This window comes from Micromonospora sp. BL4 (genome assembly GCF_003667505.1).
Classification (GTDB): Bacteria; Actinomycetota; Actinomycetes; order Mycobacteriales; family Micromonosporaceae; genus Micromonospora.
In genome coordinates, this window is sequence record NZ_RCVJ01000153.1 from 18,361 (window position 1) to 41,417 (window position 23,057).

Here is a 23,057-nt window from a genome sequence, read left to right on the forward strand (position 1 = left end):
TTTGTAGCAGGGGACGCCCGCCTGAGGGCGGCGACCCTGTCTGGTACGAGGAGAGGGCAGAGAGCTCCGATGTCCAACTACCTAACGAACAACGAAGCCTCCGGGCAGGCGTCGGCCAAGCGCCGCCGCAAGCTCTGGCTCGCCAGTGGCGTAGCCGGATTGACGGGCGTGATCAGTCTCGCGGCGGTGGGCGTCGCGGGCAGCGCCGGCGCGGTCGGCGGCCTGAACTGGAACACCGCACAGGTCAGCAAGGACGGCGACCAGCGCGGTGACGAGGGTCGCGAGTGGGACAAGGACAAGAACCGGGACGACAAGGACCGGGACAAGGACAAGGACCACGAGCGCGGGAAGGAGGTGCCCTGCGACACCGACAAGCTGATTCAGGCGATCGTCTTCGCCAACAGCAAGCACGGCGGTGTGCTGGAGCTGGCCAAGGGCTGCACCTACAACCTGACCCGCAACGACTACGAGGGCAACGGCCTGCCGATCATCACCGAGCGGATCACCCTCAAGGGCGAGCACACGACGATCGCACGGGAGGCCACGGCCGACTACTTCCGGATCCTCAACGTCGGCAGCGGTGGGCACCTCACGATCAAGGGCCTGACCATCAAGGGCGGCCAGACGCTCGAACTGTTCAACAGCGTCCAGCCGGCAGACGTCTGGGCGTCCTACTCGGACTCCGAGGCGATCGCCGCGCAGGTGAAGGCGGGCGTTCCGCTGAACCAGGCGCTCGCCACCCGCCAGGCCAACCCGAAGGCGGGCCTGAAGGCGGCGCCGAAGGTCACGCCCAAGGCCGCCCCGGCCGCTCAGAACGGCGTCGTCACGCCGCTCGTCGAGGAGCCGGACGCGAACGACGGCGCCGGCATCCTGGTCCAGCCGGGCGGCACCGCCGAGATCCTGGAGTCCGAGGTCGTCCTCAACCAGGCGGGCGGCAACGGAGGTGGCGTGGCCAACTTCGGCACCACGAAGATCTGGCACAGCACCATCGCCCGCAACACCGCCTTCTTCTTCGGTGGCGGCGTCTTCAACGCCGGCCTGCTCAAGGTCGAGGAGTCGAAGATCAAGGACAACACCGCCATCATCGGCGGTGGCGGCATCTCGAACGGCGCCGCGGAGATCTTCACCGATGACGTCGACGGCGGGACCGTCGAGCTGAAGAAGAGCGAGATCAGCGACAACGAGACGCTGGGCTTCGGCGGTGGCCTCCTCGACATCGAGGGCAACACCACCGCGTACGGGACCAAGTTCGTCTCGAACACCGCGGTCCTCGCCGGTGGCGGCATCGCCGCGGCCGAGAGCCAGATGAACCTGCACGACGTCACGGTGGAGAAGAACAGCACCGCCGGTGTCGGTGGTGGTCTGGCCATCGCCTTCGACAGCGCGGTCACCGTCGAGAAGAGCTCCATCAAGGACAACACCGCCGGCTTCTTCGGCGGCGGCGTCTTCAACGCGGACAGCGTCCTCACGCTGCGCGACAGTGAGGTCGTCGGCAACCGGGCCATCGGGCCGATCGGGGTCGGCGGCGGCATCTTCAACATCTTCGGCGAGGTCAACCTGTCGAAGACGAAGGTCGCCCACAACTTCTCCACCTTCGCTCCGGGCGGTGTGTTCAGCTTCTTCGGCGAGGTGAACGTGGACAACAAGTCCGCCATCACCGCGAACCGTCCGACGAACTGCCTGGCCATCCCGGGCGGCACCATCGAGAACTGCTTCGCCTGATCACCCTCGGGTGACGTGCGGCCGGTGACGGCGGCACGACGGCCAGCAGACAGGGACCGGCCCCCTTCCGCACGACGCGGAAGGGGGCCGGTTCACGTCGTGACCGGCTACCTCTGCACGAAGACCGCCACGCTGCGCGCCGGCACGGTGAACGTGCCGGCCGCCCGGTCGAACGAGGCCGTCCGCAGCAGCTGGTCGGCCGAGTTCACCAGCACCGGGTGCAGTGCCACGTCCGCGCCGCGCAGTCCGGTCAGCGTCTGCTTCGCCACTTCCGGCGTGCTGTTGAAGACGACGGTGACCGACTTCCACGTCCCGCCCAGCCCCCGGGCGTCCAGGGTCATCGTCAGCACGCCCGGTGTCTCCTGCGCCCCGGACAGCGGGAACGCCACCCGCTTCTGCACCTGCTCGGCGGTGCTCAGCCCGAACACCGGCGAGGACGCCCGGATGCGCAGCAGCTCGGCGTACCGGGCGTCGGCGGTGTTGACCGCCGTGCAGTCCGGCACCAGCGCCGGGTCGGCCAGCAGCGGCTTCGCGTACGGCCACTTGTCCTCGTTGTCCTGCACCGGCGGCAGGCCGGCGCCGAACCCGTTGCCGTCCGCGCAGCCCCAACGGATCTGGTTGAACCAGTCACCGGAGTTGTACGAGTTGCGGTCCAGCGACTTCGACCGCAGCCGCTCGGTGCCGGCGGTGACGAACCCGCTGCCCTGACCCAGCACCACCGTGCCCAGCGCCAGCACCTGCATCCGGGCGCGGTCCACGGCAGCGGTGGCCTGCGGCAGCTTGTACGCCAGCGCGTCGTACAGGATCTCGTTGTCGTGCGCGTCGACGTAGGTGACCGCCTCGCCGGGCGCGGCGGTGTAGCCGGCCGGCGAGCCGTTGTAGTCCACCTGCGCGCCGGTGACCTGCCGCCCGGCGGAGTCGGTGAACCGGTACCCGCGCAGGTTGCCGGTGAGCCCCACCTTGATCAGGTCGTGGGCGTGCAGCAGCCGCGCCTTCTGCTCCGCCGGTGACCCGTTGACCGGGTCACCGTTGGGGTCGGTGTAGAGCCCGGAGGCGAAGCCCTGCGCCCGAGGGTTCGCGTCGAACGGCCCGCCGCCGCGCACCGCGTCGCGCAGCCGGTCGTTGAAGGTGCCGATACCGGTGCCGGCCATGTTGGCCTGGGTGGCCTGCACGAACCGGGCGTCGTTGGCGACCTCGCCGAAGTTCCAACCCTCGCCGTAGAGCAGGATCGACCTGCCGTCCACCCCGTCGCCGGCCACGGTCAGCCGGTCCAGCGCCTTGCGCACGGCCAGGATGTTCGCCTTCGGGTGGTGGCCCATCAGGTCGAACCGGAAACCGTCCACCTTGTAGTGCCGGGCCCAGGTGACCAGCGAGTCGACGACCAGCTTGCCCATCATGGCGTGCTCCGGCGCCGTGTTGGCGCAGCAGGTGGAGTTGGCCACCGTGCCGTCCTCCAGCAGCCGCTGGTAGTAGCCCGGCACGATCTGGTCCAGCACCGACTTCTCGTCGACGCCCGCGGCCGAAGTGTGGTTGTAGACCACGTCCATGACCACCCGCAGGCCGGCGTCGTTCACCCCGGCGACCATCCGCCGGAACTCGGTGGTCCGCGCCGCGCCGACCGGGTCGACCGCGTAGCCGCCCTCCGGCACGGTGTAGTGCAGCGGGTCGTAGCCCCAGTTGTAGCCGTCGGCCTCGGCGACCGCCGCCACGCACTTCTGCTGCTCCTCCGAATCCGGCGGCAGCGCCGCCAGGTCACAGGCCGGCTGACGCTGATCGGCCCGCTTCTCCGGGATCGTCGCGAAGTCGAACGCCGGCAGGAGGTGCAGGTGGGTGACCCCGGCGTCGCCGAGCGCCCTCAGGTGGGTCATGCCGGCGGTCTTCGGGTCGGTGAAGGCGAGGAACGTCCCCCGCCGCTCAGCCGGCACGGTGTCGTCGGCGATGGAGAAGTCCCGCACCGACAGTTCGGAGATCTGCGCCTTCGCCGCCGGCACCGGGGCCGGTTTGCGCAGCGTCCGCCAGCCCGCCGGGGCCAGCGCCGGGTCGTTCAGGTCGACCAGCTGGCTGTGCGTGGAGTCCGCCGCCAGGGCCACCGAGTACGGGTCGGTCACCGATGCGGTGACCATCCGCTGCGCCGCCGGCTGCCACGCCCGCACCTGGTACCGGTAGTACTTCCCGGTCCAGGCGCGGCTGCCGCGTACCGACCAGACGCCGGTGCGGTCGTCGCGGCGCATCGGCACCGTCGTCGGCTGCGCGGTGGGCGAGTCGAACAGTTGCAGCGCCACCGTCCGGGCGGTCGGCGCCCAGAGCGCCAGGCTCGGCGTGCGGCCGTCAAAGGTCGGCCCGAGGGTGGCGTCGGTGGCCCGGGAGTAGACGTCGTCGAGCACGCCGGGAATCTGCACGCCGGTGGCGGCGAGCAGGCCGCCCTCGGCGTCGCGTTCGGTGACGAGCACCTGCCCGCGCAGCGCCGCCGGCACCTTGGCCAGGTCGCGTCGGTCCAGCGTGAAGCCGCGGTACGACCACAGGTGCGGGAACGCGGTGCGCTGGGCCTCGGTGAGGCCGTTGCGCTGCGCCCGCAGCGGCAGCGTGGTGTACGTCCCGGTCAGCTCCCCGTCGACCACCCCGACCCCGCCGGTGGGCGCGGTGACCAGCGCGTACGTCCGACCATCGGTCGGGCCTGCCTGCCAGGCCACGGTGGACCGGTCGATCCAGTGCGCCTTCTGTTTGCTGATGTCGGTGTCCCGGCCGGCGCCGGTCGCGGTCGAGGGCAGCAGCCGGCCCGGGGTGGCGGCGAGCAACCACACCTCCCGGCCCGCGCTGGCGAAGTCGAGCCGCTGGTCGTCGGGCAGATCCTTGGTGTCGCCCCGGTGCAGGATGTAGTTCAGCCCGGTCGCCCCGGCCGCCAGCGGCACCCGGAACACCGCTCCGAACGCGTCGACGGAGGTCGGCTCGAACGGTGCGGACCACTCGGTCGGGTTGGCGGCGCCGTCCCACAGGTGCAGGCCCCACCCGTCGTAGTTGCCGTCGGCCCTCCGGTAGTGGATCACCGCGGTGCCGTCCTCGACCGGCGGATCCGGTTCACCGGTGGCCGCCTGCCGGGTCGGGTGGATCGCCGGGTCGCCCTGCTTGAGCCAGACCTCCCCGGTCCGGGTGACGTCGATGCTGCGGTCCGCGTCGACGTCCTTCGTGCCGTTCTTGTCGACCACCAGGAAGCTCACCGACTTCGCGCCCGGCTTGAGCTTCACCCAGGCGAACCGGCCGTACGAGTCCTCCCCGGAGAACGGCTGGCCCTTCGGCCACTCGGTGACGTACGCCGGGTCGATGTCACCCCAGGCGTACAGCCCCCAGTCGTCGTACCCGCCGGCGGGACGCTGGTAGTGCACCACCGCCCACTCCCGCGACGCGCCCTGGGCCGGCGTGCCCACGATGGCGGCGGACCGGGCGGTCGCGGTGCGGCCCCGCCCGTCGCGGACCACCGCCTTGTACTCCACCGGCGTCCCGCCGGCCAGCCCGGTCAGGTCGTGCTGCACGGTGTACGGCGCGTGGTCGGCGCTGCCCAGCAGCGTCCACCGGCCGCCGGCGACCCGGGCCGCCACGGTGACGGTGGCCAGCGGGTCCCCGGTCACCTGGGCAGTGACCGCCGCCCGGGTGGCCAGCGGCGCGCCCGGTGCGGGAGAGGTGATGGTGATGGTCGGTTCGCCGGCGGGCCGCGCCACGGGTGTGCCGGCCCGCTGCACCACCGCCGACAGCGGCGGCACGGTCAGGGTCAGCTTGCCGTCGGCCCCAGCCTGTCCGGTGGAGCCGCCGCCGTAGATGCCGGTGAAGGTGGCGCCGGCCGACCAGGTGTCCACGGTGACAGTCTGCGCGGTGTCGGCGTTGTTCACCGCCACCACGTACTCGATGCGGTCGGCCGGGGCGATCCGGGAGGCGGCGAAGACGCCCGGGCCGTCGGCGGCGTACCGGGTGACCTGCACGCCGTCGCGCAGCGCGGGGTGCGCCTGGCGCAGCCGGCCCAGCTCCGCGATGGTCCGGTACAGCGGGTGGGTGGGGTCGAACTGGTCACTGGCATGGGTGCGGTCCGTGCCGAGCAAATCGTCGTCGAGGTAGTCGGGAACCTTCGAGGCGAACATGTCCTGCCGGGCGTCCTTGTCGCCGCCGGGGCCGGTGAAGCCCTGCTCGTCGCCGGAGTAGATCACCGGCTGGCCCCGGGTGAGGAACATCAACTGGTGCGCGAGCTGGTCCCGGCGCAGGTGGCTGGCCGGGTCGGTGCCTCCGCCGGCGATGAACGAGCCGATCCGGCCCATGTCGTGGTTGCCGAGGAAGGTGGTGAGCCGGCCCGCGTCGGTGTCCCGGGCGGCGTAGAGGTCGTCGCGGGCGTACACGTCGGCGAGCGCCTTCGCCGAGCCGGCGGCGGCGGTGTAGCCCCGCGCGGCCTCCTGGAACGCGAAGTCGAGGGTAGCGGGCAGGCCACCCTGCCGGACGTAGCTGGAGCTGATCTCCGGGTCGGCGCTGTACACCTCGCCGAACATGAAGAAGTCCTTCTTGCCGGCCTTCTCGGCGGCCCGTTCGATGCCCTGGCTGAACTGCGGCCAGAAGTCCATGTTGACGTGCTTGACGGTGTCCAGCCGGAAGCCGTCGACGCCGGTCGCGCCGATCCAGTCCCCGTACGCCTTGGTCAGCCCCCGCACCACCTCGGGGCGCTCGGTCCACAGGTCGTCGAGGCCGAAGAAGTCGCCGTACTCGCTGTTCTCGCCGGCGAAGGTGGAGTCGCCCCGGTTGTGGTACATGGTGGCGTCGTTCAACCAGGCCGGGACCTTGACCGTGGCGTCCTTCGGCTCGGCGAACGTCGGGGTGTACGGGAACGACGTCTGGTTCACCGGTGGGAAGGCGCGCGTGCCGTCGGCGTAGTTGCGGTCCTCGAACGCCCGCCCCTGCGCGTCGGTGTACGGCGAGGTCGCCTTGTCCACGTAGGCGTACTTGTCCTCGGCGTACTTGATGACGTCGGCGGTGTGGTTGACGATCACGTCGAGGTAGATCTTGATGCCACGCTGGTGGGCGAGCTTGACCAGCCGCTTCATCTCCTCGTTGGTGCCGAAGTGCGGGTCCACCTGGGTGAAGTCGGTGATCCAGTAGCCGTGGTAGCCGGCCGAGATGTCGTCGCCGGAGCCCTGCACGGGCCGATTCTTGAAGATCGGTGCGAGCCAGATGGCCGTGGTGCCCATCCCCTGGATGTAGTCCAGCTTGTCGATGACGCCCTTCAGGTCACCGCCGTGGTAGAAGCCCTTGTCGGTCGGGTCGAGGCCGGTACGCAGCCGGTCACCGGGCAGGCCACCCCGATCGTTGCGGGGATCGCCGTTGGCGAACCGGTCCGGCAGGACGAAGTAGAACTGCTCGGCGCGGGCGGTGTCGCTGCCCGCCTTCAGCAGCGCCTCGGCGGTGGGCTCGTCGCGCCACTGGACGGCGCCGGTGACAGCGAGGGCGTCGGTGTCGGACGGGCGGGGGTCCGCGGCGGCGGGACGCACCGCGACCGGACTGCCGACGAGGGTGAGGGTGAGCAGGGAGACGAGGGCGAGCAGGGCGGTGCGCGGTGTCGGCGGGGGTTTCATCGACGGCCTTCCTCTGGTCGTGATTGGCCGCACGCTAACCCTTGCCGAAACAATCTGCAATACCTTGCAAACAAAGTCGTAACAGAGCAGCCAGCTTGCGGAAGCGCGGCACACCAACCGTGCGTCCATCCACGACGGCCCAGGTCAGAACCCGGTGCAGCGCACCCCGTCGACCGTGCACGCGCGCGGCGTGGTCGACGCCCGCTCCAGGTGGAACCGCAACGTCGCCGACCCGCCCGCCGGCACGTCCACCCCACTGACGTACGTGAAGCCGCCGTCGGTCTGCCGCACCGTCCCCTGTGGCACGCCCTCCACCCAGGCGGTCACCAGCCGCCCGCCGGTGAAGTCCAACCGCACCGTCCAGCCGCGGTCCGCGCCGGCCGCGTTGACGATCAGCACCTCGCCGATGAAACCCCCGTCGAAGCTCTGCACGACCCGGTACCGGCCACTCACCCCGGGCGCGACCTGCGGTTGCCGGGTCGGCGGCCCGCTCGACGTCGGCCCGGCCGTCCGGCCGGCCGTCGGCTGCCGCGACCCGGCCGCCGCGCTCGGTGACGGCCCACTCGCGCGCGGGGACAACCCGGGCCGCAACGGCGACGCCGACGATTTCGCAGGCGTCGGCGTCGCGACGATGGGCGGAACCGTGCCCTGCGGCAGTGGCAGCGCCGGCGGCGGCGCCGACACGTCGTCCGGCGCCGGGCTACGTCCCCGATACGCGCCCAGGGCCACGAAGAGCAGGACCACCATCACCACGACGCCGGCGAACACCACGATCCAGGGCGACGACGCGACAGCGGCCGGACCACGGGACGGTCGCGGGGCGCGACGCATGCCGGACATGTACCTCCCTCAGCGGGCCGTCCGGGCAGCGTAGCCACCGACGGCCCGACCCGGAAGGCTCCCGCGACGGCCCACCGAACGGGGCGCCAGGTCAAGCGAGCTGGCAGTCGACCCCGTTGACCGTGCACCGGTGCGGCCGCTCCCCCGAGTCGTCCCAGCCGAGCCGCAGCCGCAGCGTCCGGGTGTCACCCGGGGCCAGCGCACCCGTACCGCGCAGCACGAAATCGCCGTCGCCGCGCGCCGACACCGAGACGTCGGAGTCCCCGCTGACCCGCAGCCCCCGCACGTCGTCGTCGAATGCCAGCTCCACCCGCCAGTCCAGCGTTCCACCCGACTCGTTCGTGACCGACAGCACCGCCTCGTCCCCGTCCCAGCCATCCGTTCCGACCTGGTACCGGGCGGTGACCGTCCCGTCCGCCGGGCCCAACGGCGCCGCCGGCGCCGCCGGGGCCGCCGGGGCGCTCGTCCGGCTCGGAGCCGGCGAGCTGCTGCTGACCCGCGGCGACGGCGTCCGACTGCTGCGCGACGGCTGCGGCGACGCCGTGCGCCGCTCCCCCGCGGTCCGCGTCGGAGTCGGAGTCGGAGTCGCCCTGGCCGTGGCCGTGGCCGAGGCGGCGGCCGGCACGGTCGGCAGGAACACCGGCGGCGCGGCCTGCGACGTGGCCTCCCGCTCCCGGGTACGGAACGACAGGAGCGCGACCACCAACAACACCACCAGCACGCAGACGCCGAGCAGCACCACGATCCACGGCACCGACGCCAGCACCCGAGCCGCCCGCGCACCCTCCGCACCGTCCGGCCGCACCGCCATCAGGTCTCCCCTCGTCCCCCACCGACGCGCCAGCGTAGCCAGCACCGACCAGACCGGAAACCGGGTGGGTACGGATCGGACCGACCAGCCAACCCGCAGCGGAAAACGGCTCGATCGAGCCGGTTGGTCAGGCCGTCCGGACGACCGTGGAGATGACCGGCCCCTCACTGGTGGTCCGCAGCAGGTAGCTGTACCGCTCCCCCGGCACCGCGTGCCCCTGACTGTCCAGGAATTCCCACTCCACCGCCACCATCGTCAGCAGCGCGGACATCGGCCGAACGTCCTCGATCCGCGCGTGCGCCGCCACCAGTTCCCGGTCCTGGTAGTCGGGTGCGGCGCCCACGAAGGACAGCGCCACCGCCGCCGGCGAGTTGAACGAGAAGCTGTAGGTGTCGGCCACCACCAACCCGGGCAGTGCGTAGCAGCTGGCGATGGCCGGCAGGTCGCCGGAGGTCAACGCCACGCCGTACCGGTCGAAGAAGTCGGTCAGCGCGTCGAGATCCGTGGAGGCGTTCACGGCCCAGGAAATTGCCGGTCACCGGGCCGGTCAAACCTCAGCGCGGCGGAACCTGGACCTCGATCTCCGCGCCCAGCCGGGCGTCGGCGGCCAGCCCCAGGTCGTCCCCACTCCAGAACCGCCCCGGGTCATACCAGTTCGGTCGCCGGCCGGCGGGCAGCAGCCCCATCGCCTCGTAGGTCACCGCCACCACCTCGGCGCAGTACGCCGTTTCCAACGCCCGGTCCCGGGTCGCCGCCGACCCGCCCGTCGACGGGGCCGGAGTCGACCGCGGCGCCGACCGGCCGGGTCGCGGCAACGACGGCACCCGACCGCGCACCCACCGCCAGGCCAACTGCGCGGTGGACGGGAACGGCGTGCCGTCCAGCCGAGCGATCGTCCGCAGCACCGCCCGTTCCATCTCCCCGTCCGCCGGTGGATCGAGCTGCCGCAGCCAGGCCCGCTGGCCGTACCGGTTGGCCCAGACGCAGACCGCGTCCCGCAGGTCGTGCAGCTGCACACCGCGCTGGTGGGTGCCGGACCACAGATCCGGCAACGACCTGCCCAGCTCCGCGTGCCACATCAGCGGCGGCATGTCGTCCAGCACCACCGCCATGCCCACATGGTTGACCGGACTGTTGGTGGTGATCTGGATCGCCCGGTCCGGCACGCTGCGACCCCGGAACACCCACACGTCGCCGGTGCGGGTCAACTCGACGGCCTCGTCCAGGCTGATGCTCATGAGGGTCTAGCCTAGGCCGATGCGGCAACGAATGCGGTGGTGGAAGGTCCTCGGGTTGGCCGGCCTCGCCGGCGTCGCGGCCACCGGTGTGGTCATCGCCCGGGCCGAACGACGTCGGCGCGCGTACACGCCGGAGGAGATCCGGCAGCGGCTGCTCGAACGGCACGCCCAGGCGAGCGACGCCGAGAAACCAGCCGACCCGGCCTGACCACCCGCCTCGACACCTTCCGGCGAAAACCGAAACCTCCCGAACGCCTTCCGGACGCCACTGCGTCGGGAAGGCGTTCTGTCTTTCCGCGCGCGGGTTTCGCGCGCGCGAGACCCGCGGCTGTCCGTTACCTGACGTCCGCCGACGACGTGTGCAACCGACCTCGATACCCGGGCGTGTGTGGTGCAACGGCCGCGCAGAGCCGCACACGGGGAAGAGAGGCGCGTGATGTCATGGTGGCCCCACAGATGGTCCTGACACCGGACGGCACCCAACCGTCCGATTTCGACGAGTTCTACCGCGCCAGGTTCCAGGGCCTCACCCTCCAGCTGTACGCCTACATCGGTGATCTGGCTGAGGCGCAGGACCTGGTACAGGAAGCCTTCTGCCGTGCCTTCGTCCGGTGGAAGAAGATCGGCACCTACGACGACCCCACCAGCTGGGTGCGCCGGGTGGCGTGGAACCTGGCGAACAGCCGGTTCCGGGTGCGGCGGAGCGCCCGCGCCTTCCTCCACGGACAGCGCCAGACGGTCGTGCCCGGACCGGACCCCGACCGGGTCGCGCTGGTCCGGGCTCTCGCCACCCTGCCGCCCCGGCATCGCCGAGCGGTGGTGCTGCACCACATGGCCCAGCTGTCCGTCGGCGAGATCGCCGTCCAGGAGGGCGTGGCCGAAGGAACCGTCAAGTCATGGCTGAGCCGCGGACGTGCGGCGCTGGCCGCGCAACTGAGAGGAGACCTGTGATGAACGAGTACGACGATGAGCAGCTCGTCGACCGGGCGTTCGCGAGCTTCACGTCGGACCCGGGTGCCGTTGTTCAGGCGCCGGGCGGGGTGCGGGACACGGTGAGCCAACGACGCAGAATGCGGGTCACGACGATGCTCGTCACCGCGGGACTCGCGACCGTTCTGCCGCTCGGGATGTTCATGGGGACCGGACGCGGGCAGCCCGACGCGACCGGGGCGAGCGCGAACGCCACCGCCAGCGGGACCGAAGGACCGAGCACGCCGACCGCGAGCCCGTCGCCGACCCCGACGCTGACCCCGAGCGCCGCGCCGAGGACCTCGGCGCCCCCCGACCGTTCCATCAGCCTCGCTCAGCTGACCGCCGGGCCGGTCGGCGTTCCGAAGTGGCCGTGGAGCGGCTCGGCCGAGGTCACCTGCGCCAGCGGACGGGTCACGCTACGACCCACGGCCGACGTGAGCGGAGCCCGAGTCGGCGTCGTCGACCTGGTCCGGACCAACCTGGACGACGACCCGGAGGCGGAGACCGCCGCCCTGCTGCGCTGCGGATACGGGGCGGAGCAGGTGGTGGCATTCGACCGGGACGACCACGGAACGATCATCACCCTTGGCCGGGTCGCCGCGACCGACCAGTCGACGCCGGCCATCGTGAAGGCGACGGCGCGGTCGCGGGGTGGCGTGACGGTCACCGTCGCCGACACCCGGGCCTCGGACGACCAGCGGCGCCAGGAGCGGTCGTTCGCCTGGAACGGCTCGTGGTTCGCGCACGTGGGTGGGCCGACGGCGTTCCCGCCCCGGGTGCGTGCGGCTGATCTGGGCCTGACCGTGGCCACCCCGGTGGCGGCACCAGTGTCCGGGCCCTGCGAGGGGAAGTACCGGAAGGTGTCAGTGACCTTCACCGTCACCAACCACAGCACCCAGACCTCGGGGCGCTTCCACCTGGAGTGGCGCGGCGGCATGTTCCTGCCGAACGGCACATACGACTCGCCCTACTGGCTGGACACCCCGGGAGACCCGGCGGAGGACAGTGGCTACCGCGGCCTGAAGCGCGGAGAGAGCGTGCAGCTCACCTACACGTTCACGACCGACGCGTGCGTGAACGAGTGGGGCTTCACGACCGACATCCGCAGCAACACGCCCGACCCGGACGAGTCGAACAATCACGTCCTCTGGTGGCTGCGAATCCAGTAATCGTCCGGACGGTAACCGCACGATCGACGGCCGGTCTCCCGTGACGGGAGACCGGCCCTGTCGTGGGGCGGCCCTGTCGTGGGGCGGCCCGGTCGCGGGACGGCCCGGTCGCGGGACGGCCCGGTCGCGGGACGGCCCGGTCGCGGGACGGTTTGGTCGCGGGGCGGCATCCGCACCGGAGAGCGTGATACCTCAGAGTCATAAATATGCCTCACAGGTATACGGCTCGACTGCCTACTACCCGGGCCCGCTCGAACGCCGCGAATCGTGGCTGCGGGGGGGGGTGGGACTTCCGAGGGCTTGATGTCCGGTTCACGATGGGCGCGACTGGCCTCTTTGTCCGGTTTGAGAGGCGGATGTACCGTGGCCGGGCACCCGTGGGTGGAATCCAGGGCCGGCCGGGTTCGTTATACCTGGCAGATCACCGCGGCCCCCGGGCCCGGCGCGGCAGGCTCCGGGAACACCCGCCGGGCCGCCGCGGTTACATCCCCCGTAGCCGGCGACCATGCGGCAGCCGTCGGGAACACCCGCCAGGCCGCCGCGGTTACATCCCCCGTAGCCGGCGACCATGCGGCAGCCGTCGGGAACACCCGCCAGGCCGCCCCGGTTACATCCCCCGGACACCCGAGCAGGTCCCCCGATCGCCGGGTCTCCCCCTTGAACTTTCCCCCCGTTTTCACGTGCGACGCACACCCCTTCTGTGTGTCGCGCGTATCCCCCGATGCAGAGGAGCACGCCATCATGCGTACCGATCTGATCCGCAAGACCGCTCTGACCGCCGCTGGCCTCGCGTTCACCGGCGGCGCCATCGCCGGACCCATCACCGCCGCCTACGCCGCGTCCGACGCCAAGCCGGCCACCCAGACCCAGACCGACCGCAAGCCGTCGGGTGAGCGTCAGCTCGGCGTGCGGTACGAGGCGCAGCCGAACTTCTACTACTGCGGCCCCGCCGCCACGCGTAACGCCCTGAGTGTGCAGGGCAAGGACATCAGCGTCGACGCCATGGCCAAGGAGATGGGCACCACCGAGGCCGGCACCAACAGCATCAACGACATCACCCCCGTGCTGAACAAGGAGACCGGCAAGAACGACGCCTACCACAGCGTCGAGATCTCCAGCCCCAGCGCTGACGGCAAGCAGACCGACACGCTGCGCGCCGACATCGTCAAGACCGTGGACGACGGTCGGGCTGTGGTCGCGAACATCGCCGGCACCAGCGTCGACACCGACGGTGGGGTGCACTCCTTCGAGGGCGGGCACTACATCAGCGTGGTCGGGTACCGCGACGGCGGGAACGTGGTGAAGATCGCCGACTCGGCCGATCCGAACACCGCCTCCTACGAGGTCACCGTCGAGCACCTCGCCGACTGGATCGCCACCCGCGGCTACGCCACCAGCTGACCCACAAACAGCACGATCGACAAGGGCCGGACCCCCAACAGGGGTCCGGCCCTTTCGCGTCGTCATTTCCACCAGGTGCGGCACGTATTGACAAGCGTCGACTTGAGGGTGACGCTGGATCCGTGAGAGCGCTCTCTCTCATCCCGGCTCAACAGACCGCCACCAGTCTGGCCAGGGGAAACTCCGATGTCTTCGGCGGCGGCGCCGGAGCTGTCCCTGACCCGTCCCCCCGACAGGAGTCACGAGATGGACAGGGCCGCACCCCTCTCCGGCATCCCCCGCCGGCTGCGCCTCGCCACGGCGATCGGCGCCCTGCTGGCGCTACTCGGCACGTACATGGTCTCCACCACGGCTCGGGCCGACGCCGCCCCGGGCGCGAACGCCATCCGGGTCGCGGAGTTCCCCGCCGACTGCACGTACAGCCACCGGCTGCCGGACGACCCGATCATCTTCCCCGGGCTGCCCGGGGCCTCGCACATGCACAGCTTCTTCGGCAGCACGGTGACGAACGCCCACACCACGCTGCGCGACCTGGTCAACTCTCCGACCACGTGCAACCCGCGGACGGACGTCTCGTCGTACTGGGTGCCCACCCTGTACAACAACAACGTGCCGGTCGAGCCGACCATCGTCACGTTCTATTACCTGGGTGAGGGCGTGCGCGCCGATGTCGTCGCGGCCACCCAGCCCCTCCCGCAGGGGCTGCGGATCGTGGCGGGCAACGCCAAGGCGGCCGGGCCGAACGAGAGCATCGCCCGCTGGTCCTGCCTGCACGCCGGGCAGGTGCCACCGTCGAAGAACTTCGTCACCTGCCCGGCCGGGACGATGATGGAGTCGTACCTGGACTTCCCGCAGTGCTGGAACGGCCGCGACCTGGACTCGCCCGACCACAAGAGCCACATGGCGTACCCGGTGAATCAGGCCTGCCCGTCAACGCACCCGGTGCACGTGCCCAAGCTGCGGCAGGTGCTGCGGTACCCGGTCAACGGCAACCCGGCGCAGTTCCGGCTGGCCTCCGGTCCGGGTTACACGATGCACGGTGACTTCTTCAACGCCTGGCCGGTGGCGGAGATGGCACGTCGCGTCCAGGACTGCATCCGTCCGGTGATCAAGTGCGGGCACGACGGCCGACCGATCTGAGCCGAGACGTTCGCACCCGAGGGCGGGCCCGGTCACGCCGGGCCCGTCGTCCCGGGTGGAGAGGAGGCCGGATGCGTGCGCTCGTCGCGGCGCCGTCCACGCTGCTCATCGCGGCTCTGCTCGCCGCCGGCTGTGCCGCCGGACCGCCGGACGCCGCCGGCACCACCGCACCGTCCGTCGCCGCGCCGACGGCTGTCGCAGCACCGAGCACGGCACGAGCCACGGGTACGGCAGGACCGTTCAGCCCGACCGACATCGCCTGGCTCCAGCTGACGGTGGCGATGGCCGAACGGGTGCTGCCGGTGCTCGACCTGGTGCCGGCCCGGACCACCGATCCGACCTGGCGGCGCCTGGCCGCCCAGATCGAGACCACCGAGCGCGCCAACCTGACCGTGTCCCGCCGGCTGTTGGGTGACTCCGGTGCACCGGCGACCAATCCGCACGAGGGTCATGACATGCCGGGCATGATCGGCGCCGACGAACTGGCCGCGCTGCGGTCGTCCACCGGGAAGGCGTTCCAACGGTTGTTCGCCGGGCACCTGCGTGCGCACCTGACGCAAGCGGTCCGGATCGCCGCCGCGGAGCAGCGGGGTGGCGTTCACCCGGAGACCACCGCGTTGGCCGCGGCGGTGGTCCGGCGCGGCACCACCGACCTCGCGCGGCTCGACCCTGCGGTCCCAGACGGGCGAGGCGCCGGTCAGGCGGCGTAGCGGGCGGCCAGGTCCACGGTGCGCCGGGCGGCGGCGACCATCGCCCGGTCGGCGAAACGGCCGTCGGGCAGCACCACGGTTCCCGAATCCCGTCGCTGCGCCTCGGCGATCGCGGCCAGCAGCTCCGCGGCGCGGGCCACCTCCCGCTCGGCCGGCCGGAACGCCTCGACGATCACGGGCAGCTGGCGCGGGTGGATCGCCGCACGGCCGAGGAAGCCGAGCCGCCGACCGACGGCGCAGGAGGCGGCCAGACCGGCGACGTCGGTGACGTCGGCGTACACCGACATCGCCGGCGGGAGCAGGCCGGCGGCGCGGGCCGCGACCACCACCCGGCCGCGAGCCCAGAGCAGGCCGTCGTCGTCGCTCACCCCGAGGTCCGAGCGGAGGTCGGCCTCGCCGAGGCCGATCGAGGCCACCGCGGGATGGGCGGATGCGATCGGGTACGCGGCCTCCAGCCCGAGCGCCGACTCGACCAGCGGGTGCAGCGGTACGTCGACCCGCTCGGCGAACGCCGCCACCGTCGCGGCCGACTCCACCTTCGGCAGCCGTAGCCCGGCCAGCCCGGGTCGACCGGCCACCGCGGTCAGGTCGGCGTCGACGTCCGGGCCGGTCAGCTCGTTGACCCGGACCTGTACCGGCACGGGGTGCGTCTCGGCGAGGAACTCGGCGACCGCCTCCCGGGCGTACGCCTTGCGCCCGGCGACGACGGCGTCCTCCAGGTCGAGGATGACGGCGTCGGCGCCCGAGGCGACCGCCTTGGCGAACCGGTCCGGGCGGTCGCCGGGCACGTAGAGCCAGCTGAGCAGCATCAGAGCACTCCCCGCTCGCGCAGCGCGGCCAGCTCGTCAGCGCTCAGGCCGAGCGCGCCGAAGACCGCGTCGGTGTCCTGGCCGTGCCGCCGGCCGGCGTGCCGGATCTCCCCCGGGGTGTCGGCGAGCCGGAACGGCACGTTCTGCATCCGTACCTCGCCCAACTCCTCGTCCGGGACGGTGCGCACGGTGCCCAGCGCCGCGTACTGCGGGTCGGCGAGGATGTCGCGCACGTCGTAGACCGGCGCGACCGCCGCCTGCGCCTCCTCGAACGCGGCCACCACCTCGTCGCGGTCCCGCTTCGCCACCCAGGCGCTCACGGCGGCGTCCAACTCGTCGGCGTGCGCGGCCCGGCCGCTGCCGGTGGCGAACCACGGCTCGTCGATCAGCTCGGGTCGGCCGACCAGCCGCAGCACCCGTTCGGCGATGCTCTGCGCGCTGGTGGAGACGGCCACCCAGCGCCCGTCCGCGCACCGGTACGTGTTGCGCGGGGCGTTGTTGTTGGACCGGTTGCCCAGCCGGGGCTGGAGGTAGCCGAGCTGGTCGTACCAGGTGATCTGCGGGCCGAGCATCGCCATGATCGGCTCGATGATGGCGAGGTCCACCACCTGCCCGGTGCCGGTGGCGTCCCGCGCCCGCAGGGCCAGCATCACCGCGTACGCGGCGGCGAGCGCGGTCACCGAGTCGGCCAGCCCGAACGGGGGCAGGGTCGGTGGGCCGTCCGGTTCCCCGGTGGCTGCGGCGAAGCCGCTCATCGCCTCGGCGAGGGTGCCGAAGCCGGGCCGGCGGGCGTACGGGCCGACCTGCCCGAACCCGCTGATCCGGGTGACGACCAGCCGGGGGTTGACCGCGTGCAGCTCGGCCGGGCCGAGCCCCCACCGCTCCAGCGTGCCCGGGCGGAAGTTCTCCACCAGCACGTCGGCGTCGGCGAGCAGCCGGCGCAGCAGCGCGGCGCCGTCCGGGTCGGACAGGTTGAGGGTGACCGTCCGCTTGTTGCGGCCGAGCACCTTCCACCAGAGGCCGACGCCGTCGCGGGCCGGGCCGTGCCCCCGCGACGGGTCCGGCTTGGCCGGGTGCTCCACCTTGATCACGTCGGCGCCGAAGTCGCCGAGGAACGCCGCGGCGAGCGGCCCGGCGAAGAGGGTGGCCAGGTCGACGACCTTGATCCCGTCCAGCGGGGCGGTCATCGGGTCACCTCCGGGTCGCCCACCAGGTCGGCGGCGCAGCGGAAGCCCACCTGGTCGGAGCGGGTGAGCCCGGCGCCGGTCAACAGCAGCTTCACCGAGACGTCCGCCGGCTGCGGTCCGCCGTCGAGGTACCAGTCGGAGCCGTCCGCCCGGTGGTCCGCGCCGCCCTTGAGGATGACGAACCGGGTGCGCCCGTCGGAGTGTTCGCTCTCGGTCAGGTTCCACACCAGCGGTTCCCGACGGACGACCAGCCCCGCCTCGGCGGCCACCTGCCACTCGTCCTCGGTGGGCAGTCGCAGCCCGGCCCACGTGGCGTACGCCCGCGCGTCGGCCAGCTCCACCCCGGTCACGGGGGCCTCGGCCGGCCCCTGCCCGGCGGTGAACCGTTCGGGGCGCACCGGCCGGTAGCCGGTGGCGCGCAGGAACTCGGCGTAGTCGCCGTGGGTCACCTCGTGGGTGGCGATGGCGTACCGACCGAGCCGGACGCTGCGGCGCAGCGTGCCGGTGTGGTGCAGCCGCGGCGGCAGCGGCTTCCACTCGTCGACGTAGGGCGCCTCGCCGTACAGCCCGGTCTCACGCACCCGGTGCCGGACGACCAGTTCCCGCCGGCCGGCCTCGACGGCCGCCATGCCCCTGGGCACCTCGGACCGGGGCGCCCACGGGGTCCGGGCGCGCACCGCGGCGCGGGCCGGGAAGGACGGGTCGCCGGTTGGTGGCTCGTGCGCGGGCACGGCGGCGTCGGTCACCGCCACGGCGGCGATGGAGCCGGCCGGCAGCGGGCCGCCCACCGCCAGCCGACCGTCGGCGGTCTCGGTGACGCGCAGCTCGCCACCGGTGACCAGGTCGACGAAGCGTCGGCCGGCCCGGGCGTCGGTGACCAGCCACGGCCCGTCGTGGTCCGCGCCCCGGTTCACCACCATCCACAGTGGCTCGTCGTCGTGCGTCCAGCGGGACGCGTACACCTGACCCTCGCCGGGGTGGTCGGCGAGCGGGACCCAGTCTTCGGCGCGCAACCACGCGGCGTGGCTGGTCTGCACCCGGCGCATCGCCCGCAGCACCGCCCGATCCCGGTCGTTCCAGCCGACCCAGACCCCGAAGACGCTCTCCCACACCAGCACGCCGACGCCGTTGAGCCAGGCGGAGTGCAACTCGTCGAGGTGGTCGCGGTGCCAGCGGCGGGTGTGGTGCAGCACGTGCCGCCGCTCGAACCACTTCGCCCGCAGCACGCCGGGCACCTCGGAGTCGGCGAACCACTGCGCCCAGGACATCGCGTGGTCGGCGATCCGGGCCAGCGGTACGCGGCTCTCGCCTTCCAGGACCATGCCGGGGCGGACAGCGTCCAGCGCGGCGCGCAGCTCGCCGGCGCCCTCCTTCAGGGTGTCCAGGAAGACGCCGTCGACCCCGAGCTTGCCGGCCAGGGCCGCGACCTCCTCCGCGTCGCTGCCCGGTTCCCGGCGGGTGCCGGTGTCCCAGGGGTTGTAGTCGATGAAGACCCGCACCCCCCGCTCCTGGAACGCCCGCACCACCTCGGGCAGCTCCGGCACGTCCCGGTACCAGTCGAACTGGTTACGGTCGTCCAGGCCGATCACCGGGTACGCGTGCCAGAGCACCACCCCGTCGAAGCCGCCGAAGTCCCGCCCGGCCGCGGCGAGGAACTCGTCGACGGTGAAGACGCCGCGCTCGTGGTCGTAGAGCGCCTCGTCCCAGAGCCACGCCAGGCAGACGCTGAAGCAGTCGCCGGCGATTTCGTCGTAGTGGGCGCCGGTGTAGCCGATGCGCTCGCGGGCGTCGGCCCGCCAGTGGGTGAGCTGCTCCCGCCAGGCCGGCCAGTCGGCGGGGTCCGCCGGTGCGGCGAAGATCTTCGCCTCGTCCAGGGTGGTCAGATCGGCGTGTGCGCCGAGCGGCACCTCGGTCGGCCGGTCGATGGGGCGCGGGACGTACGGGTTGAAGCTCACGGGGTACCTCGGTAGGTCGCGTCGTAGAGGGCGTCGATGGCGGACCGCTCGGGCAGGGCGGTGGAGGCACCGGGCCGCTGGGCGCAGGCCGCTCCGGCGGCGCACGCCCAGCGCAGGCTCGCCAGCACGGTGTCTTCGGTGGTGGCGCCGCCACGCTCGGCCCAGCCCACGGCCAGCGCACCGGTGAAGGCGTCGCCCGCGGCGGTGGTGTCCACCGCGTCGATGCTCGGGGCCGGGACCGACAGGCGCAGACCGCGCCGGTCGGCGTACGCGGCGCCGCGCGCCCCGAGGGTCAGCACCACCCGGGGCACCAGCTCCAACAGGGCGTCGAGCAGCACCAGCGGATCGTCGGAGAAGACCCCGGCCACGACCGCCGCCTCGTGTTCGTTGACCACCAGCACGTCGACCAGGTCGAGCAGCTCCGTCGGCAGGACCGCGGCCGGTGCGGCGTTCAACACGACGGTCGTGCCGTCCGCCCGAGCCCAGTCGGCCGCCCGGACCACGGCGGCCAGGGGCACCTCCAGCTGGAGCAGCAGCACGTCGGCCGCGGCGATCGTCGCCCGGTCGTCGGCGGCCAGCTCGGTCAACGTGCCGTTGGCGCCGGGCGCGACGACGATGAAGTTCTCCGCGTCCCGGTCGACGGCGATCAGCGCGATGCCGGAGGGACCGGCGACGGTGCGCAGGCCGCGAACGTCCACCCCCGCGCCGGCCAGGCTCGACCGCATCTGCGTACCGAACTCGTCGTCGCCGACCGCGCCCACGAAGTCGCAGGCGGCACCGGCGCGGGCGGCGGCGACCGCCTGGTTGGCGCCCTTGCCGCCGGGCACGGTCCGGAAGTTGTCGCCCAGCACCGTCTCGCCGGGGCGGGGCAGCCGCGACGCCGTCACCACCAGGTCCAGGTTGCTGCTGCCCACCACCGCCACGCGCGCGCTCATGCCGTGCTCCTTCCCGTCCGTCCGTGCCGCGTCATGACCCGCTCCCCGCGTGGGCCAGGGCCCGGGTCCGCTCGGCCAGCTCGTCGAAGCCGATGCCGTCGAAACCGGCGATGCTGCTGGCCAGCCGGTTGCGCAGCGGGGCGACCCACCGCGTCGGCAGCCCGGACGCCCCGGTGAGCGCCCCGGTCACCGCGCCGACCGTCGCACCGGTCGAGTCGGTGTCCCAGCCGCCGCTGACCACCGCGGTGATCGACCGCTCCAGGTCGCCACGGCCGTACGCGAGCGCGGCGGCCACCAGCGCGGCGTTGTTGCGCACGTGCACCCAGTGCAGGTGACCGTGCCGGGCGTACAGCTCGTCGACCACGCGTTCCCAGTCGTCGGCGCCCGCACCGAGGGCCCGCGCTTCGCGGACCGTGGCGGCGAACCGGCTGCGCGGCGGCAGCACCGCTTCGGCCGCGTCCAGCACCTCGTCGACGCTGTCGGCGACCGGCGCGGCGGCGGCCAGGGCGGCGGCCCACACCGCGCCGTGCACCCCGCCCCGGACGTGACTGACGGCGGCGTCCCGGACGGCCAGCTCGGCGGCCCGGTCCGGCCGGCCGGGGTTGACCCAGCCGTACACGTCGGTGCGGATCTGCGCGCCGATCCATTCCCGGAACGGGTTGTGCCGGCGGGCGCTCTGCGGTGGCGCGAGCCCGAGCAGCAGGTTCCGGTACGCCACCCGCTCGGCGGTGAAGACCCGCCCACCGGGCAGCCAGTCCAGCCACGCCTGCGCCACGTCGGCGCTGGTGAAGTCGCGACCGTGCGCCTCCAGCACCCGCAGGGCCAGCAGCGCGTAGTTCAGGTCGTCGTCCTCGGGCATGCCGTGGATGTTCTCGGCGAGGCTGGTCGGCGCGCTGCGCTTGTTCCACGGCCAGCGGGCGGCCACGTCGGCCGGCAGATCCTTCGCGGTGAACCAGTCACGCAACGGCCACCGGCCGGTGGCGGTGAGGATCTCGCGGATCCCCTCCCGGGGGATCTTCTCCACCGGCTTGCCGAGCAGGCAGCCGACCGCCCGGCCGAGCCACGCGCCGTGCAGCCGGTCGTACGTCACCTCGGTCGGCAGCGACCAGGTCGCCGGCCATCCGGCCCGCAGCCCGGCCAGGCCGTCCGGCTCGTCGTCGGTGGCGACGGCGGGCAGCGCGTCGGCGGCGTCCAGCAGCTCCGCAGCGAGCGCCCGCAGCGCCGGCGAGGCCGGGGTCGGCGACGCTCCGCTGACCGGTGGAGTCAGGTCCCCGCCGGCCTCCGTCCACCGCCGGGCGAGGGCCGCCACGTCGCGGCCCTCGTCCCGGCTGGCCGCCAACTCGTGCGGCAGCAGGTCCTCCGGCTGGACCCAGGTGATCCTCACTGGACCGACTCCCCGTGCGACGTGTGCGGCACGCCCCGGTCGGCGCCGCCGGCCAGGCCGGCGAAGCGCTCCGCGCGCCGGGTGAACCGGGCCTGGTCCCGCTCGAAGACCTCGCCGGCCACCGCCGCGAGGACCCGGGCAGGCTCCACCAGGTCGGTCCTGGAGGCGGTGGCGACCACCTCGGACCACTCCGCGGGCACCGCGGCGGCGCCGCCGAGCGCCCCGGCGATGGCCGCGGCCATGGTCGCGGTCGAGTCGGCGTCCCGGCCGTAGTTGACCGCGCCGAGCACCGCCGGGCGGAACTCGCCGCCGGCCACGACGAGCATGCCGATGGCCACCGGCAGCTCCTCGATGGCGTGCAGCCGGCTGGGCCGCCGCGCCCCGAGCCCCGGGCTCCGGTACTCCTCCCCCACCGTGTCGAAGGGGGCGACCGCCGCGCGCAGCGCCGGGATGGCCTGCTTCCAGTCGTGGTGGCCGCGGGCCTCCTTGACCACCGCGTCGATGGCCGCCCGGGTGCCGTCGCGGGCCAGGTCCAGCGCCGCGGCGACGACATCCTCGACACCCGCGCCGGGGGTCGCCGCCGCGGCGACCGCCGCCGCGAAGACGGCGGCGGCCTCCCTCCCGTAGCTGTGCTGGTGCGCCCCGGCGATCTCCACCGCCTCGGCGTACGCCCCGGCCGGATCGCCCGCGTTGACGATGCCGACCGGAGCCATGTACATGGCCGCACCACAGTTGACGATGTTGCCGACCCCGGCCTCGCGCGGATCCGCGTGGGCGTGGTGCAGGCGGGTGACCAGCCACCGCTCGGCGGCCGCGAGCCGGTGGAAGGTCACCCCCTCCCGCTCCAGGTCGGGGATGTAGACCACCCGCTCGATCAGGTCGGGGACCAGCAGCTCCACCACGTCGTACGCGTCGAGGTGGTCGCGTTTGGCCGCGTAGGCGCGGACCAGGGCGTGGGTCATCAACGTGTCGTCGGTGATGTGCCCGTCGCCCTTGTGGTACGGCGCGAGCGGTCGCGCGGTGGCCCAGTCGGCGTGGTACGGGGGCACGATGCCCTCGACCCAACCGCCGAACCGTGCGCGGATCTGCTCCGGCAGTGCCGTTTCGGTGGCGCCACCGAGGGCGTCTCCGACCGCGGCGCCGACCAGGCAGCCGACCGATGTGTCGAGCAAGAGTGACAT

The 23,057-nt window shown here is 72.7% G+C and carries 18 protein-coding genes; 7 read left to right on the plus strand and 11 right to left on the minus strand.

Going from position 1 to position 23,057, the window contains the following annotated elements; translation table 11 throughout:
* Positions 1-69 precede the first annotated feature (69 nt).
* Positions 70-1,722: a hypothetical protein gene (locus EAD89_RS19975; RefSeq protein ID WP_121676792.1), complete on the plus strand. Its 1,653-nt coding sequence runs from the start codon at positions 70-72 to the stop codon at positions 1,720-1,722.
* A 107-nt stretch (positions 1,723-1,829) separates the two neighbouring features.
* Here the strand turns inward: EAD89_RS19975 and pulA are convergent, their stop codons facing one another.
* The 5 genes from pulA to EAD89_RS20000 all read right to left on the minus strand — a co-directional run bounded on the left by pulA (position 1,830) and on the right by EAD89_RS20000 (position 10,214).
* The gene (pulA, locus tag EAD89_RS19980) at positions 1,830-7,325 is read right to left on the minus strand and encodes a pullulanase-type alpha-1,6-glucosidase (RefSeq protein ID WP_121676793.1); all 5,496 of its coding nucleotides are present in this window, start codon (positions 7,323-7,325) and stop codon (positions 1,830-1,832) included.
* 144 nt (positions 7,326-7,469) lie between these two features.
* Complete coding sequence (locus EAD89_RS19985) at positions 7,470-8,165, minus strand: cellulose binding domain-containing protein (RefSeq protein ID WP_233578844.1); 696 nt, start codon at positions 8,163-8,165, stop codon at positions 7,470-7,472.
* 91 nt (positions 8,166-8,256) lie between these two features.
* Positions 8,257-8,976 carry a hypothetical protein gene (locus EAD89_RS19990; RefSeq protein WP_121676794.1) on the minus strand — a complete coding sequence of 240 codons (720 nt, stop codon included), beginning with the start codon at positions 8,974-8,976 and terminating at the stop codon, positions 8,257-8,259.
* Between the two features lie 127 nt (positions 8,977-9,103).
* On the minus strand, positions 9,104-9,493 hold the full coding sequence (locus EAD89_RS19995) for a hypothetical protein (RefSeq protein ID WP_121654974.1): 390 nt from the start codon (positions 9,491-9,493) through the stop codon (positions 9,104-9,106).
* Between the two features lie 37 nt (positions 9,494-9,530).
* Positions 9,531-10,214, minus strand: coding sequence for a hypothetical protein (locus EAD89_RS20000; RefSeq protein WP_121654969.1), 684 nt, complete (start codon positions 10,212-10,214; stop codon positions 9,531-9,533).
* A gap of 19 nt (positions 10,215-10,233) precedes the next feature.
* Between EAD89_RS20000 and EAD89_RS20005 the strand changes: the two genes are divergently transcribed.
* The 6 genes from EAD89_RS20005 to EAD89_RS20030 all read left to right on the plus strand — a co-directional run bounded on the left by EAD89_RS20005 (position 10,234) and on the right by EAD89_RS20030 (position 15,606).
* Positions 10,234-10,422 (plus strand): hypothetical protein, encoded by a 189-nt coding sequence (locus EAD89_RS20005; RefSeq protein ID WP_121654968.1) that lies wholly within the window; start codon positions 10,234-10,236, stop codon positions 10,420-10,422.
* A gap of 248 nt (positions 10,423-10,670) precedes the next feature.
* Positions 10,671-11,165: a SigE family RNA polymerase sigma factor gene (locus EAD89_RS20010; RefSeq protein WP_233578845.1), complete on the plus strand. Its 495-nt coding sequence runs from the start codon at positions 10,671-10,673 to the stop codon at positions 11,163-11,165.
* Positions 11,165-12,355: a hypothetical protein gene (locus tag EAD89_RS20015; protein WP_147458839.1), complete on the plus strand. Its 1,191-nt coding sequence runs from the start codon at positions 11,165-11,167 to the stop codon at positions 12,353-12,355. The genes EAD89_RS20010 and EAD89_RS20015 overlap by 1 nt, the downstream gene beginning before the upstream one ends.
* A gap of 741 nt (positions 12,356-13,096) precedes the next feature.
* Positions 13,097-13,756 (plus strand): C39 family peptidase, encoded by a 660-nt coding sequence (locus EAD89_RS20020; RefSeq protein WP_121676796.1) that lies wholly within the window; start codon positions 13,097-13,099, stop codon positions 13,754-13,756.
* Between the two features lie 246 nt (positions 13,757-14,002).
* The gene (locus EAD89_RS20025) at positions 14,003-14,896 is read left to right on the plus strand and encodes a DUF1996 domain-containing protein (RefSeq protein WP_121656532.1); all 894 of its coding nucleotides are present in this window, start codon (positions 14,003-14,005) and stop codon (positions 14,894-14,896) included.
* A gap of 71 nt (positions 14,897-14,967) precedes the next feature.
* The gene (locus tag EAD89_RS20030; RefSeq protein WP_121676797.1) at positions 14,968-15,606 is read left to right on the plus strand and encodes a DUF305 domain-containing protein; all 639 of its coding nucleotides are present in this window, start codon (positions 14,968-14,970) and stop codon (positions 15,604-15,606) included.
* Here the strand turns inward: EAD89_RS20030 and EAD89_RS20035 are convergent.
* The 6 genes from EAD89_RS20035 to EAD89_RS20060 are packed head-to-tail and all read right to left on the minus strand — an operon-like array spanning position 15,594 to position 23,057.
* Entirely contained in the window at positions 15,594-16,415 is an 822-nt protein-coding gene (locus EAD89_RS20035) for a CoA ester lyase (protein ID WP_121676798.1), read from the minus strand. The genes EAD89_RS20030 and EAD89_RS20035 overlap by 13 nt on opposite strands.
* Positions 16,415-17,602 carry a CaiB/BaiF CoA-transferase family protein gene (locus EAD89_RS20040; protein ID WP_121676799.1) on the minus strand — a complete coding sequence of 396 codons (1,188 nt, stop codon included), beginning with the start codon at positions 17,600-17,602 and terminating at the stop codon, positions 16,415-16,417. Before EAD89_RS20040 ends, EAD89_RS20035 begins: the two co-directional genes overlap by 1 nt.
* Positions 17,599-19,557, minus strand: coding sequence for an SUMF1/EgtB/PvdO family nonheme iron enzyme (locus tag EAD89_RS31100; RefSeq protein WP_121676800.1), 1,959 nt, complete (start codon positions 19,555-19,557; stop codon positions 17,599-17,601). Before EAD89_RS31100 ends, EAD89_RS20040 begins: the two co-directional genes overlap by 4 nt.
* The gene (locus EAD89_RS20050; protein ID WP_121676801.1) at positions 19,554-20,492 is read right to left on the minus strand and encodes a ribokinase; all 939 of its coding nucleotides are present in this window, start codon (positions 20,490-20,492) and stop codon (positions 19,554-19,556) included. The genes EAD89_RS31100 and EAD89_RS20050 overlap by 4 nt, the downstream gene beginning before the upstream one ends.
* Positions 20,493-20,523: 31 nt before the next feature.
* Entirely contained in the window at positions 20,524-21,876 is a 1,353-nt protein-coding gene (locus EAD89_RS20055; RefSeq protein WP_121676802.1) for an ADP-ribosylglycohydrolase family protein, read from the minus strand.
* The gene (locus EAD89_RS20060; protein WP_121676803.1) at positions 21,873-23,057 is read right to left on the minus strand and encodes an ADP-ribosylglycohydrolase family protein; all 1,185 of its coding nucleotides are present in this window, start codon (positions 23,055-23,057) and stop codon (positions 21,873-21,875) included. The genes EAD89_RS20055 and EAD89_RS20060 overlap by 4 nt, the downstream gene beginning before the upstream one ends.